A 13,346-nucleotide genomic window follows, 5' to 3' on the forward strand; every position below is an offset into this window, starting at 1 on the left:
ACGTGGCAGTGGTCCGGACGCGGCCGAGCAGCGGGACCTCGGCGAGGCCGCGTCCCGCGTCACGACGGCGTCTCCCGGGGCCAAGACGCAGTGTGCGCCGCTAGGGTGGGCCGATGGCGTCGATCAAGGAGTTCCAGGTCACCTTCGACTGCGCGTCGCCCGAGCGCGTCGCCCGCTTCTGGTGCGAGGTGCTGGGGTACGTCGTACCGCCGCCGCCGGAGGGGTTCGGCACGTGGGACGAGTACAACCGTTCGCTGCCACCGGAGCGCCGGGACGCCGCGTTCGCCTGCGGTGATCCCTCGGGGGCGGGCCCGCGGTTGTTCTTCCAGCGGGTTCCCGAGGGCAAGGTCGCCAAGAACCGCCTGCACCTCGATGTGCGGGTCGGCACCGGGCTGGTGGGCGAGGAGCGTGTCGCCGCGCTGGAGGCCGAGTGCGCGCGGCTGGTCACGCTCGGCGCGCAGCGTGTGCGCCTGCTGCTCGCCGATGAGGAGAACGAGTCCTGCCTCGTGATGCAGGACGTCGAGGGCAACGAGTTCTGCCTCGACTGAGGGCTGTCCGGGGGCGCGCATCCGGCCTCGGGTCCGCGGCCGCCCGGAGTGCGCAGGGCCCCGAGCGGCCGGCTCATTCCGTCACCGGTACGCACTCGGCGAGCAGGTCGACGATGTCGCGCCAGGCTCGCCGTGCGTGCCGGGGGTGGTGTGCGACGCCGGGGACTGTGGTCTGGTCGACGGGCGGGTGGTGGAACGCGTGCAGGGCGCCGCCGTAGACCGTCAGGCGCCAGTCGACGCCTGCTGTCTGCATCTCGGCCGCGAAGGCGTCCCGCTGCTCGGCGGGCATGATCGGGTCCTCGGAGCCGACCCCGGCCCACACCGGGCAGCGGATGTGTGCCGCTTCGCCCGGTCGGCCCGTGGTCAGCGCGTTGACCGTTCCGATCGCCCGCAGGTCGACACCGTCGCGCCCGAGTTCCAGCGCGATCGCGCCTCCGGTGCCGTAGCCGACGGCGGCGATCCGGCCGGGGTCGGTCCGCGGCTCGGCGCACAGCACGTCGAGCGCCGCACGGCCGATGTCCCGCAGCCGGTCGGGGTCGGCGAGGAGCGGTGTCGTACGTGCCAGCATCTCCTCGGGGTCGGTGAACCAGTGTCCGCCGCCGTGCAGGTCGAAGGCCAGGGCCACGTAACCGAGTTCGGCGAGGGCGTCGGCCCGGCGGCGCTGGAAGTCGTTCAGCCCCGGCCCCTCGGGACCGACCAGGACGCCGGGGCGGCGGCCGGTACCGGCCGGGAGGGCGAGGTGCCCGATCATCGTGAGGCCGTCGGCCGGATACTCGACCTCGCGGGTGCTGATTGTCGTCATGAGTACGGACGGTACTGACCGCCGGACCCGACCGGGCCGGTCTTCACTGTCGGCGGAACGGTCCGAAGCGCGCGCCCGCGGCCGGGCACGGGAAAGGTTCCGGGCCGGCAGGTGAGAGGTGTCCCGGGCCGGGGGCGGCGCGGACCGGCCCACCGGTACCGGTGCACGGATCGTGGGCCTGCGGATCGTCGGCCTTTGGGATCCTGCTCCGCTCCTGCTTCCCGTACCGCGTTCCGGCCCTCAGACCGCGCAGGGTGTCAACGGACCTTCCGCACCCGGGTGGTGTCGGCTCCCAGGGGCGTGCCGTCGGTGCCGGTCGGTGCGAGCTGCGGAACCGGCGTGCCGTGCGCGTCGACGAGGGTGGAGTGTGCCTCGCCGGGGGCGAAGGCGTGGCGTTCTCCCCACTGCCGCAGCGCGAGGACGACCGGGAAGAGGTCGCGGCCGGCCTCGGTGAGCACGTACTCACGGCGGCGTCCCGAGGGGGCGGTTCGCTGGGTCAGAAATCCGTGAGCGGTGAGCTTGCGGAGGCGGTCGGTGAGGATGTTGCGCGCGATACCGGTGCGTCGCTGGAACTCGGTGAACGAGCGTGCCCCGTCCATGGCGTCGCGGATGACGAGCAGGCTCCATCTGTCGCCGACCAGGTCCAACGTACGGGCGACGGGGCATTCGGCGTCGGTCCAGTCCGGGTCAGGGGTGCGCTCGGTGCTGCGCGGCATGACGCCTCCCAATCAGTTGCGGATTGAAACCAGCATGCCCTAACGTCAAAACAGTTGCAATCTGCTACTGATTTGGGGAGTGCGATGGACGTATGGCGCCGGTTGCTGCTCGCGACGGTGTGCGGTGCCGCGGTGGCGGGCATCTATGCCGCCCAGCCGGTCCTGGGCCCGATGGGACGCGAAATCGGTGTGCCGGCGGGGCTCACCGGGTGGATCGTCGCGACCGGCCAGTTGGGCTATCTGGCGGGGCTGGTGCTGCTGGTGCCGCTCGGCGACGTGGTCGACAGACGGCGGCTCATCGCCGCACACCTGGCGGCCGGCGCCGTGGGCATGGCCCTGACCGCCTCGGCGCACACCGCCTGGACGGCGTTCACCGGCCTGGCCGTTGCCGGACTGTTCGCGGTCGTCGTGCAGACCGCGGTGGCGTACGCCGCGTCGGTCGCGCGGCCCGCCGAGCGCGGGCGGAGCATCGGCGTCGTGACCTCGGGCGTCGTGGTCGGCATCCTGGGCGCCCGGGTCGTGACCGGAACACTCGCCGACCTATGGGGCTGGCGGAGCGTCTACGCCGGGCTCGCGGCGCTGTCCCTCGGGCTCGCCGCCCTCGTCCTCGGTGCGCTGCCACCGGAGGAGCACTCCGACCGGTCCCCGGGGCCGGAGAGATACCGGCAGGTCATCGTCGCGCTCCGCGGGTTGTTCGGGCAGCGCCTCCTGCTGACGCGCGGACTCATCGCGTTCTTCCTGTTCGCCTCGTTCGGAGCCCTGTGGAGCGGACTGTCCCTGCCTCTCGCGGGCGCACCGTGGCACCTGGGCGAGAGCCGGATCGGACTGTTCGGCCTCGTCGGACTCGCCGGTGCGCTCGCCGCCGCACGCGCGGGACGCTGGGCGGACGCAGGACGGGCGGTCCCGGTCACCGGCTCGGCGCTCGTCCTGCTCGCTCTCTCCTGGACAGCGATCGCGCAGCTGCCGCGGTCACTCCCGCTCCTCGTCCTCGGGATCGTGCTGCTCGACTTCGCCGTCCAGGCCGTGCACGTGAGCAACCAGCACCAGCTCACCGCCGCCTACCCCGACCGCACCAGCAGCGCCATCGGCAGCTACATGGTTTTCTACTCGCTCGGCTCCGCCCTCGGTGCGGCCACGACCACCGCCGCCTTCACCCTCCGGGGCTGGGCGGCCGCCAGCCTTCTCGGAGCCGGATTCGCGGTCTGCGCGCTGGCCGTGTGGGCCGTCGACAGGAGGTTCCCACCCGCCGCCGAGCACTCTCCCGCCGATGGAGCCGACACCGGACACCCACGGGAGGAACGTCAACAGGCCGCCCGGACCGACTGATCGGCGAGCAGCCCGAGACCTGTCACGTGAACGGGTCGCCGAGCTGCGGGGGCCAGGCCCTCTGCGCCGGAGCCGGCGCGGAGGGCCTGGGCCGGAGCCGCGGTCGGGGGCGCAGGGTGCGGGCCACCGGGCGCGGTGGGCCCGGTCAGCGGACCAGCCGCTTCGTCGAGCGGCGGAACGACCAGAAGACGACCAGCAGCGCCGGTGCCAGCAGCGGGGTGCCCATGCCGATCTTGGCGACGGCCAGCCAGCCGGTGGCGTCGGTCAGGTAGAGCCACTGCTGTACGGCGAACCGGGCCGCGAGCAGGACGGTGAGCGTGCCGGTGGCGATGTCGTGCGCGAGGAGGCTGGGCCGGTCGCCGCGCCACGGGTAGGTGTTGCCGTGCGACACGTTCCACAGCACGCCGGTCAGCGGGCGGCGTGCGAGGAGCGAGCCGAGCAGGACCAGTGCCCCGGCGAAGCTCGCCCAGATGCCGATCAGGAAGAAGCCGCCCGCCGAGCCCGTCCATGCTGCGACGCCGCCGGCGGTGGCCACTCCGACGAGACCGCCGACCGCTGTGGCGAAGCGCTCGCCCTGCACCATGCGCCACACGGTGATGGCAGTCGCCAGGGTGAGGGCGACGCCGATCGCGAGCGGCAGCGTGACGGCCGCGTTGGCCGCGACGAATGCCGCTACCGGAATGGCTGTGTAGACCATCCCCCGGGTTCCGCCGAGTTGGTCCAGCAGCCGCTGCTGCGACGAAGCCGCCGGAGCGGACTCGGCGGCCGGGACTTCCGGGGCCGGGGTGGGCCTGCGTGCATCGGCCGGGGCTCCGGGCGCGGCGTCGGGCATGACTTCCGGCGCGGCTGCGGGGGTGGCTCCGGTGGAGGTGAGCGTGCGCTGATCGGTCGTGGTCATCGGTGCCCTCCTGGATTCCGTCGTGAGCGGCTGGCGAACTGGGGACCAGGAAAGACCGTGCCGTTACGGCATACTCAAGCCGCGGCGGTTGTGGGGTGGATCACGTTCCCGCCGGCGGCTTCCGAACAGCCCGTTCTGCGGCGGGTTCACGGGCCGGTGTACCGCCGCGTGTGCACCGCCGGGCGGCCTTTCCCGCCGGGGCGGTCGCGTTCGGGCCACCGGTCGGGGGCTTCGCGGGATGCCTCTCCGCGCGGGAGCACTTGACTGTGCCGCGACGGCATGGTTTGGACTTGGGTCCGTCGGCGCCGCCGCGCCGACGTCCAGCGGCGGAACGGAGCGGGAGCATCGTGGCGTGGAGCACGCGGGAGATAGCCGAACTCGCGGGCACCAGCCTGCGCGCGGTACGGCACTACCACGAGGTCGGCCTGCTCGAGGAACCGGAGCGCCGCGCCAACGGCTACAAGCGGTACGGCGTGGCCCATCTAGTCCGGCTGCTGCGGATCAAGCGCCTGGTGGATCTCGGGTTCTCGCTGTCCCGGATCGCCGAGATGGGCGCCACCGACGACCATCCGGAGGACGCGTTGCGCACCCTCGACGCCGAACTGGCGGCCACCATCGAACGGTTGCAGCGGGCCAGGGCGGAGCTCGCCCTCATCCTGGACAGGTCGGCGCCGACCGACCTGCCGCCCGAGTTCGCCGCGACCGCTGACACCCCGATGCCCGAGGCGGACCGCTCGTTCGTCACCGTCATGGGCACCCTGCTCGGCCCCCAGGGCATGGAGTCCTACGCCGACTACCTGCAGAACCCGACCATCGGTCCGATCGGCGAGGAGTTCGGGAAGCTGCCCGGCGACGCCGACGAGCGGACCCGCGCCGAGCTGTCCGAGCGCCTGGTGCCCTCGCTGCGGGCGCTGTACCGGCAGCATCCGGGGCTGACCACGCTGCCCGCCGACGCGGCGCGCGGCAAGGAGTTCGTCGGGGAGACGATCGACAGGGCCCTCGTGGACCTCTACAACCCCGCGCAGGTGGACGTCATGCGCCGGGTGAGCAAGCTGCTCGCGGCGACCGGCGGGACGGGCCCGGAGGAGCAGCCGGAGGCACCCGGGTGAAACAGGCCGGGAGCGAGCCGGCCTCTTGGGCCCGGCAGCGGAGAAGGGCCCCGTTCCGGCCGTGACGATCATAGGCTCGAGGGATCGAACGGACAGGAGGATCCATGCCCATCAAGATGCTGTCGATTCCCACCGCGGACGGCCGGGCCGACGCTTTCGCCGCCCTTCCCGACAGTGCCGGACAGCACCCGGGGGTGCTGATGTACGGGGACGCCTTCGGCAACCGGCCCGTGCTGCGCGAACTCGCCCAGGAACTGGCCGGGCACGGGTACTACGTGCTCGTCCCCAACTTCTTTTACCGGAGCGGTCCGGCACCGGTGATCGAACTCCCCGAGCACATCGGGGACGAGGCCCGGGACGAGGCCATCGGCAAGCTGATGCCCCTGATCGAGGCGCACACCGACGAACGGATCGTGCGCGACGCCGAGTCCTACCTGGAGTTCCTCTCCGCGCAGCCGGAGGTCCGCCCCGGACCCGTCGCGGTGACGGGCTACTGCATCGGCGGCCTGCTGGCGATGCGCACGGCCTCGGCCTTGCCCGGCCGGGTGGCCGCCGTCGCCGGGTTCCACGGCCCGGTGGGCGCCGACGAGCCGGACAGCCTGCACCGCCTGCTCTCCAGGATCAGCGCCGAGATCCACCTCGGGCACGCCGAGACCGATCTGACGCCGGAGGCCCTCGGTGAGCTGAACCAGGCCCTGGACGCCGCCGGGGTCCGCTACACCTCGGAGATCTACCCCGGCACGCTGCACGGTTACACGATGTCCGACACCGACGCGTTCAGCCCGGCGGGGCTGCGGCGCCACTGGGACCGGCTGCTGCCTCTCCTCGCCCGCACGCTGGGCGACGGCTGAGACGGCCGAGCGGCCGAGACGGCTGAGGGCCCGGCCGGGGAGGCCGGGGCGGCCGATGTCCGGGGCACGTGGACCACGTCGCGTACACGGGTCCGGACGCCCGGCCGGTGATCTGCGGACACGGGTCCGGAGTAGGGTCGGAGCATGCAGTTCCTGGTGACGACCCGCCGCTACAGCGACCGCTATTCCGAGGAGGAGTTCGCCGCCGTGCTCCCCGAGGAGACCGCGGCGGTACGGAAGTTGTACGCGGACGGGGTACTGCGGCAGATCTGGCTGCGCGGGGACGGACCGGGGGCCTGCTTCCTGCTGGAGGCCGGCTCGCCACAGGAGGCGCAGGCGGCGGTGGACACCCTTCCGCTGGCCCGGAAGGAGATGTCGGAGTTCCGCGTCGTGCCGCTCCGGCCCTACGGCGGCTTCGGACCGAGCTGACCCCGGTCGCGGGCTCGGCCCCCTGGGGAGCGGCTGTGCTGCGGTCCGATGCGGTCGGCAGGGGTCGTTGTCAGTGGGGTGGGGCATGCTTGCGGACATGAGTGCGGATGCGGTCGGGGTTTCCGGTATGGGCGCGGGTGCTTCGGAGTTGGGCCGGATCGAGGGAGCGCTGCGCGCGTCCTGGGGCGCTGACACCTGCTCCCCGGACGATCTGGAGCGTGCGGGCTGGAGTCCGGCGAACCCCGCGTGGGGGCAGTGCGACGTGACGGCACTGGTGGTGCAGGACCTGCTGGGCGGAGAGCTGATGTGCGGGGAGGTGTACGGGGTGCACGGCGGGCGGCAGGGATTCCACTGGTGGAACAGGCTGCCGGACGGCGCCCAGATCGACCTCACCCGCGACCAGTTCCGCGCCGGTCAGGTCGTCATGGAGGGCGTCTCGGTGCCGCGCCCGATGCGGCACTCGCTGCGCAGGGGCGAGGAGTACGCGCTGCTGCGCGGGCGGGTGTGGCAGCGGCTCGGTATCCCCGCGGGGAGCGCGACGGCGGCCCCCACGGTCGGTGCGGGCGGAGGTGCGGCTCCGGATGCGGGCTCCTGCGGCGCGGGGCCCTGGGCCGCCGGGCCCGGGCCTGCGGCCAGGGGCTCGATGGCCTCCTGCCGCGAGCGGCGCGGCGCCGCCTGAGCCGGTTGCGGCCCGAGCCGCCGTGGCCGCCCCGGCCGCGGCGGGGGCGCCCCGTTCAGCTCAGCGGCATCTTGAAGCCGAGGTGCGAGGCCTGGAAGCCCAGGCGCTCGTAGAAGCGGTGCGCCTCGACGCGGGTGGCGTCGGAGGTGAGCTGGACCAGCACGCTCTCCTGGCGCCGGGACTCGGCGACGGCCCACTCGATGAGCCGGGTGCCCAGACCGCTGCCGCGCAGGTCGGTGTGCACCCGTACGGCCTCGATGAGGGAGCGGGTGGAGCCGCGGCGGGACAGTCCCGGGATGATCGTCAGATGCAGGGTGCCGACGGTTCTGCCGTCGATCTCGGCGACGACGAGGTGCTGGTGCGGGTCGGCGTCGACCCGCTCGAACGCGGCGCGGTACGGGGCGAGGTCGGACGGGGTCTCGCGGGTGGCCCCGAGGGCGTCGTCGGCGAGCATGGCGACGATGGCGGGGATGTCCCCGGTCCGTGCCCGCCGGATGGTGAGCTCCGCTGCGGGCGTTTCGGCCGGGGTTCCCGCACCGCCGGAAGTCGTGGTCATCCTCCGCACTCTACGCCCCGTGCCCGCAGGCCGGGCCAGGCGGTCACTCCGCGGTTCGGCCGGGGGCGAGGGCGCGGACGGCGGCGGCGGCCAGGGGGGGCGAGTTCGGGCCGGGCCTCGGCCGCGGCCAGCGCCTTCCTGAGCGCGGTGCTCCCCGCTCATGCCCCCGGCGGACCGTCAGCCCCCGGCGGGCCGTCAGCCGACGCCCTGCCGTCCGGAGGCCGCGGTCGCTGACCGGTCTCCCCGTCCCGACGCCGCTGACCGGCCCCACCGATCGGCGCTGGGTGACCGGGCCCGGCCTCCGGACCCCGGTGCCTCGGTCTGCGGGTCCGGGGCCGCAGACCGGCGCTGGCTCACCGGGGCGCCGCGGCGGCCCCGCCTGGTCCGCCCCCAGGGCTTCAGCACCGAGATGACGGTCATGAACGTGTAGGCGCTGAGCGAGACGAGCGGCGGGATCACCAGCTCGTACGGCAGGACCGGGCGCCCCGCGGCCACGTCGGCGACCGTGCTGTCGATCCGCGTCCGGAAGAGGAGCACGCTCGCCAGGGTGGCGGCCAGCGTGAGCCAGAACTTGATCCACACCCACCAGTACCGCGCCAGCCCCCAGCGGGTGCCCACCGACAGCAGCACGCCGCTCGCCAGGGTGACCAGCGCGAGCGGGGCCAGCAGCCAGTCGGCGAAGACCTTCATCGAGCGGTAGGACGCCTCGGCCGCCGGTCCCGACCCGGTGAGGGCCGCGGTGAGGCCGAGGGCGAGCAGGCACAGCGTCATGCCGAGCCAGCCGGCCGAGGAGCAGACGTGGAGCACGAGAGTGCCTCTGCGGGCACGCCGGGACAGTTGCCGCATGCCCTCGACTGTGCCGCTGTCCGGCGTCCGGGGCGTCCGACAGCGGGAGTATCGAGGGCTACTCGGCTCCGAGTACGCGGCGTCGCGCGGCCTGCTCGTTGCCCGGCGGCGGCCCGTACGGCACCCGGCGTCCGTGCCCCGGCCCGGGACCCTGCCCGCCCCGCGCCCGTACGATCGCCGGTATGCATCCGGCTCAGCATCCGAATCCGCGACCGACGCCGGGAGAACGCCGCCCCCGGCTCCATCTCTTCGACCTCGACGGCACTCTGCTGTACGGTTCGGCGGCCTCCGTGGAGATATCCCGGCAGCTCGGGGTCGACGCCGAGATCCGGGAGCTCGAACGGGCTTTTGCGGAACGGAAACTGACACCGCCGGAGTTCGCCCTCCGGGCGTGTGCGCTGTGGTCGGCGCTCGACGACGAGATCGTGTCCGCGGCCTTCTCGGCCGCGCCGTGGCTGACGGGCATCCGGGAGGTGTGGGCCGGGCTCAGGGCGGAGGATGAGCGCTGCGCCGTGATTTCCCTCTCGCCGGATTTCTTTGTGCGGAGACTACAGGATTGGGGGGCCGAGGTTACCCACGGTTCGCGGTGGCCGGAGGTTCCGCGCGCAATTCCGAACGGAAGTACGAAGTATCCGGCGCATCCCCTCGATCCCGCCGGGATTCTTTCGCCCTCGTCGAAGGTGAAGATCGCGGAGGAGCTCTGCGCCCAATTCGGGCTCGGGTTGGCGGACTGCGTGGCGTACGGGGACTCCCTCTCCGATGCGGAGCTGTTCGCCGCCGTGCCGGTCTCCGTGGCGGTGAACGCCGACCACCATGTTCGCTCGCTCGCCTCCCACCACTACACCGGAAGTGATCTCCGGGAGGCCCACGGACTCGTCTCCACGGCACGGTAATTCCTGCGCGGGTTCCGAATGGCGGAATTCGCGGGAACCGCGAACGGGGGTTGTGGCGTGAAGGCTTCACGGTATGGTCGGTCCCTCCCGCATCGTGCGGTAAGGAGTGCAAAGTGTCCTGAGCACGGTGTTCACAGGGGGCGGTTCACCGGAACTTTCGGAACACGGATGTGCACAGAACGTCCGGAAGAGGTACGAGGCGAGGCGAGCATGACCACCATGTCGGGCAGCGACGGTGCGTCCGCCGGTGGCAGCGGCGGACGGGGATGGTTCACCCCGGCGTCCGATGCCGCGACCGCGGAGCGCCCCGCGCCAGGCGGACCTGACGCGGTACCGTCCCAGCAGACCGCGGGGACGGCCGCACCGGAACCGGAACACGAACCGGAACCCGAACACGCGCACGAGCCGGAGGCGGTTCCCGAACCCGGCGCTGCGGCCCCGGCGGCCGCCACCGGGCGGACGGCGCCTGCGGCGCCCGGCGTTCCCGCGGAGCCCGCGGGTGACCAGCTCGGCGACCCCGAACTGATCGGGGCCTCCATGGCGGAGCTGGAACGTTCCGCCGACTCGGCGACCGCCTACTTCTACGCGCTGCTGTTCGTCCAGTACCCGCACCTGCGCGAGATGTTCCCGGCCGCCATGGACGGCCAGCGCGACCGGCTCTTCCGCGCGCTGCTGACGGCCGTACGCCTCTTCGACGACGGCAAGCTGCTCGGCGAGTACCTCGCCGGCCTGGGCCGGGGCCACCGCAAGTACGGCACCCTGCCCGCCCACTACCCGGCCGTCGGCGAGTGCCTGATGGCCGCCATCGCGCGCTACGCACCCGACACCTGGGGTCCGCGCACCGAGGCGGCCTGGGTGCGCGCCTACACCGCGATCTCCCAGACGATGATCGACGCGGCGGCCGAGGACGAGCGCCGGGCGCCCGCCTGGTGGGACGCGGAGATCGTCTCGCACGAACTGCGCACCTCGGAGATCGCCGTGATCACGGTGCGTCCCGACCAGCCGTACCCGTTCCGCGCCGGGCAGTACACCAGCCTGGAGACGCCCTGGTGGCCCCGGGTGTGGCGGCACTACTCGTTCGCGTCCGCGCCCCGTCCCGACGGCCTGCTGACCTTCCACGTGAAGTCCGTGCCCGCCGGTTGGGTCTCCACGGCACTGGTGCAGCGCGCCCGCCCCGGCGACGTGCTGCGGCTCGGCCCGCCCGCGGGCTCGATGCTCGTCGACCACGAGGCCGACAGCGGGCTGCTCTGCCTGGGCGGCGGGACCGGTATCGCCCCCATCAAGGCGCTGGTCGAGGACGTGGTCAGCCGGGGAAGGGCGCGCCCGGTCGAGGTCTTCTACGGAGCCCGCACCGACCACGACCTCTACGACCTGGAGACGATGCTGCGCCTCCAGGACCGCCACCGGTGGCTGTCGGTGCGCCCCGTCGTCGCGGCGGGCGCGGCCTCGGCCGCCGAGGCGCTCGCGGGCGAGCTCCCGGACGCGGTACGCAGATACGGCCCCTGGCCCGCATACGACGGATACCTCTCCGGGCCGCCCGGAATGATCAGGACCGGGGTCGAGACGTTGCGCGGGCTCGGGATCCCGACGCACCGAATACGGCACGATTCCCTCGACGAACTGGTCGTACAGGGGGCGTAGGTGGTGGGGTGTTCGGATCGCGGCTGCTGCCGGAGCCGGTCACCCGGGGCGGGTGGTCCGGGGCCGGTTGCGGGGCAGCCGTCCGGTCGGCCGGTCGAGGAAAGGGACGAGTGGCGGCGTTGAGTGACGCGAACGGATACGGCGACGGTTCCACGGAGCATGCGGCGGGCGCGGGCCCCGGAGCCGACCAGCACCCCGGCCCGCCGCGGCGGCTGCCCGGCAGCGACGGGGAGCACGCGCTGCAGCAGCGGATCGGTTCGCAGGAGCGCGCCGGGCGGTTCTACCAGGACCAGGTGCTCGACCACCTCAACGAGCGGATGCGGGAGTTCACCCAGCAGCAGGAGATGTTCTTCCTCGCCACGTCCGACAGCCGCGGCGAGTGCGACAACAGCTTCCGCGCCGGGCCGCCCGGGTTCCTGCGCGTGCTGGACGAGCGGACACTGGTGTTTCCCGAGTACCGAGGCAACGGCGTCCACGCCAGCCTCGGCAACATCGGGGAGAACCCGCATGTGGGCCTGCTCCTCGTCGACTTCCTCCGCGCCCGGATCGGCCTGCACATCAACGGCCGTGCCGTGGTGCTGGACGACGCGGAACTGCGCCCCTCGGTACCGGACCTGCCACAGGACCCGGTACCCGGTCGGCGGGCCCTGTTGTGGGTGCGGGTCGAGGTGGAGGAGGCGTACATACATTGCGCCAAGCACATCCCCCACCTCCAGAAGGCCCCGCGCCGCGCGGCGCGCGAATGGGGCACCGACGACTACAAGCGCAAGGGCGGCGACTTCTTCGGAGCCGCCCGGGACGCCCGGGAGGGCCGGCGCGAGGTGACCGCCTCCGCGGAATCCCCGTCGCCGGGGCCGGTTCCCACGGCACCGCCGGTTCCCACGGCCTCACCCGCGTCGGTCTCCCAGCCCGCGTCGGCCTCCCCGCCCGCCTCGGCCTCCATCCCTGCGTCGGGACTCCCGGCCCCCGCCCCGGCCGTACCCGCCGTCCCGCCGGTGCCGCCGTCCGGCGGTTCGGCGCCGCTGTCCCCGCAGGCACCAACCGCCCCGGCGTCCCCGGCACCCGGTACCGGACCCACCGCCGTACCGGAGGACGCGGCCGCACGGGCGGCCGCCCTCCCGCCGCTGCCGCGGCGGCGAGAGGGCGCCGCCGCGGCGGCGCCGGCCGCGTCCTCCGCGTCCTCCGCGTCCTCCGCGTCCTCCGCGGTCTCGGCCGCCATCTCGGCCCGCTCGGGGAGCGCCGGGTCCGCCGAGCACGCCCGGGACGTCTCCGCCTGGCGGCTGGAGGCCGAGCGGGCGCTGGCGGAGGCGCAGCGGCGCGGCCGCCAGGAAGCGGAGCCGAGCGAACCACGGGAACCCGCGGCCTTCCAGGGCTGGTTCGGCTAGCGTGCGCACGCGGGCGGCGCCCCGGCGGGTCCGGGCGGCGCCCCGGCGTCGGTCAGCGGAGGTCGGGTGCGAGCAGCGCCTGGACCCCTTCGATGTTCGCGGCGAGATAGGCCCGCAGTCTCGGCGGGACGACCTCCACGGAGTTCAGGCCCTCCGGGGTGAAGGGGAGCCGTACGATCTCGTACTCTCCTTGCGGCTCCTCCACTTCGGGTCCGTGCCGTAGGCGCGGGTCGAGTGAGACGAGCCGGCACACGAAGAAGTGCTGTACCTTCACTCCACCCGGTGTCTCCACAGGGTCACTCACCGTGTCGACGAAGGCGGGCACCACATCGGTGATCGCCGCGCCCAGTTCCTCGGCCACCTCGCGGTGCAGGGCGTCCTCGACGGTGCGGTCCACGCCGGGCTCGACGCCGCCTCCCGGGGTGATCCAGTACGGCTCCTGGCCGGGCTTGGTGCGTTTGATGAGGATCAGTCCCACGGCGGGCGCCGGACCCTCCCCGGTGGCGAGGAGGATGGCGCGGGCAGTCCGCTTGACCACGGGGCGTTCGACGAACATGCAGGAGATTTGGCCCGCATCACGGCGCGTCAAACCCTCCGTTTTCCTCACTGTGCGTGTTGGATCGGAACATCACGCAATAGGTCCATATCCATAAGTGATTGGACACTG

At 73.1% G+C, this 13,346-nt stretch carries 15 protein-coding genes; 9 read left to right on the forward strand and 6 right to left on the reverse strand.

Annotated features, from left to right (window positions below):
• Positions 1-113 precede the first annotated feature (113 nt).
• Positions 114-548, forward strand: coding sequence for a VOC family protein (locus ACFYMO_RS12345; protein ID WP_366772644.1), 435 nt, complete (start codon positions 114-116; stop codon positions 546-548).
• A 73-nt stretch (positions 549-621) separates the two neighbouring features.
• Here ACFYMO_RS12345 and ACFYMO_RS12350 read toward each other — a convergent pair whose 3' ends face one another.
• Both ACFYMO_RS12350 and ACFYMO_RS12355 read right to left on the reverse strand, forming a co-directional pair.
• Positions 622-1,350 (reverse strand): dienelactone hydrolase family protein, encoded by a 729-nt coding sequence (locus ACFYMO_RS12350; RefSeq protein WP_366772645.1) that lies wholly within the window; start codon positions 1,348-1,350, stop codon positions 622-624.
• Between the two features lie 257 nt (positions 1,351-1,607).
• The gene (locus tag ACFYMO_RS12355; RefSeq protein WP_366772646.1) at positions 1,608-2,066 is read right to left on the reverse strand and encodes a helix-turn-helix domain-containing protein; all 459 of its coding nucleotides are present in this window, start codon (positions 2,064-2,066) and stop codon (positions 1,608-1,610) included.
• Positions 2,067-2,150: 84 nt separating this feature from the next.
• On the opposite strand from ACFYMO_RS12355, the gene ACFYMO_RS12360 reads away from it, so the two are divergent.
• On the forward strand, positions 2,151-3,392 hold the full coding sequence (locus tag ACFYMO_RS12360; protein ID WP_366772647.1) for an MFS transporter: 1,242 nt from the start codon (positions 2,151-2,153) through the stop codon (positions 3,390-3,392).
• A 145-nt stretch (positions 3,393-3,537) separates the two neighbouring features.
• Here ACFYMO_RS12360 and ACFYMO_RS12365 read toward each other — a convergent pair whose 3' ends face one another.
• Entirely contained in the window at positions 3,538-4,290 is a 753-nt protein-coding gene (locus tag ACFYMO_RS12365; protein ID WP_366772648.1) for a DUF3159 domain-containing protein, read from the reverse strand.
• Positions 4,291-4,637: 347 nt separating this feature from the next.
• Between ACFYMO_RS12365 and ACFYMO_RS12370 the strand changes: the two genes are divergently transcribed.
• The 4 genes from ACFYMO_RS12370 (at position 4,638) to ACFYMO_RS12385 (ending at position 7,358) form a co-directional block, all read left to right on the forward strand.
• Entirely contained in the window at positions 4,638-5,399 is a 762-nt protein-coding gene (locus ACFYMO_RS12370) for a MerR family transcriptional regulator (protein WP_366772649.1), read from the forward strand.
• Between the two features lie 104 nt (positions 5,400-5,503).
• On the forward strand, positions 5,504-6,250 hold the full coding sequence (locus ACFYMO_RS12375) for a dienelactone hydrolase family protein (protein ID WP_388545971.1): 747 nt from the start codon (positions 5,504-5,506) through the stop codon (positions 6,248-6,250).
• Between the two features lie 144 nt (positions 6,251-6,394).
• Positions 6,395-6,679 carry a muconolactone Delta-isomerase family protein gene (locus ACFYMO_RS12380; RefSeq protein WP_366772651.1) on the forward strand — a complete coding sequence of 95 codons (285 nt, stop codon included), beginning with the start codon at positions 6,395-6,397 and terminating at the stop codon, positions 6,677-6,679.
• A gap of 97 nt (positions 6,680-6,776) precedes the next feature.
• Positions 6,777-7,358, forward strand: a complete 582-nt coding sequence (locus ACFYMO_RS12385; protein WP_366772652.1) for a hypothetical protein — start codon at positions 6,777-6,779, stop codon at positions 7,356-7,358.
• A 55-nt stretch (positions 7,359-7,413) separates the two neighbouring features.
• Here ACFYMO_RS12385 and ACFYMO_RS12390 read toward each other — a convergent pair whose 3' ends face one another.
• Positions 7,414-7,914 carry a GNAT family N-acetyltransferase gene (locus tag ACFYMO_RS12390; RefSeq protein ID WP_366772653.1) on the reverse strand — a complete coding sequence of 167 codons (501 nt, stop codon included), beginning with the start codon at positions 7,912-7,914 and terminating at the stop codon, positions 7,414-7,416.
• Between the two features lie 195 nt (positions 7,915-8,109).
• Positions 8,110-8,760 (reverse strand): DUF2269 domain-containing protein, encoded by a 651-nt coding sequence (locus ACFYMO_RS12395; protein ID WP_366772654.1) that lies wholly within the window; start codon positions 8,758-8,760, stop codon positions 8,110-8,112.
• 182 nt (positions 8,761-8,942) lie between these two features.
• On the opposite strand from ACFYMO_RS12395, the gene ACFYMO_RS12400 reads away from it, so the two are divergent.
• From ACFYMO_RS12400 to ACFYMO_RS12410, 3 genes are all read left to right on the forward strand, one after another.
• The gene (locus ACFYMO_RS12400) at positions 8,943-9,653 is read left to right on the forward strand and encodes an HAD-IB family phosphatase (RefSeq protein ID WP_366772655.1); all 711 of its coding nucleotides are present in this window, start codon (positions 8,943-8,945) and stop codon (positions 9,651-9,653) included.
• 210 nt (positions 9,654-9,863) lie between these two features.
• Positions 9,864-11,294, forward strand: coding sequence for a globin domain-containing protein (locus tag ACFYMO_RS12405; protein WP_366772656.1), 1,431 nt, complete (start codon positions 9,864-9,866; stop codon positions 11,292-11,294).
• A gap of 110 nt (positions 11,295-11,404) precedes the next feature.
• On the forward strand, positions 11,405-12,679 hold the full coding sequence (locus ACFYMO_RS12410; protein WP_388545976.1) for a pyridoxamine 5'-phosphate oxidase family protein: 1,275 nt from the start codon (positions 11,405-11,407) through the stop codon (positions 12,677-12,679).
• Between the two features lie 52 nt (positions 12,680-12,731).
• On the opposite strand, the gene ACFYMO_RS12415 is transcribed toward ACFYMO_RS12410, so the two are convergent.
• Positions 12,732-13,235 carry an NUDIX domain-containing protein gene (locus tag ACFYMO_RS12415; RefSeq protein WP_366772657.1) on the reverse strand — a complete coding sequence of 168 codons (504 nt, stop codon included), beginning with the start codon at positions 13,233-13,235 and terminating at the stop codon, positions 12,732-12,734.
• Positions 13,236-13,346: the final 111 nt, after the last annotated feature.

Origin of the sequence: Streptomyces sp. NPDC007025, from assembly GCF_042869455.1 — a bacterium.
GTDB lineage: Bacteria > Actinomycetota > Actinomycetes > Streptomycetales > Streptomycetaceae > Streptomyces.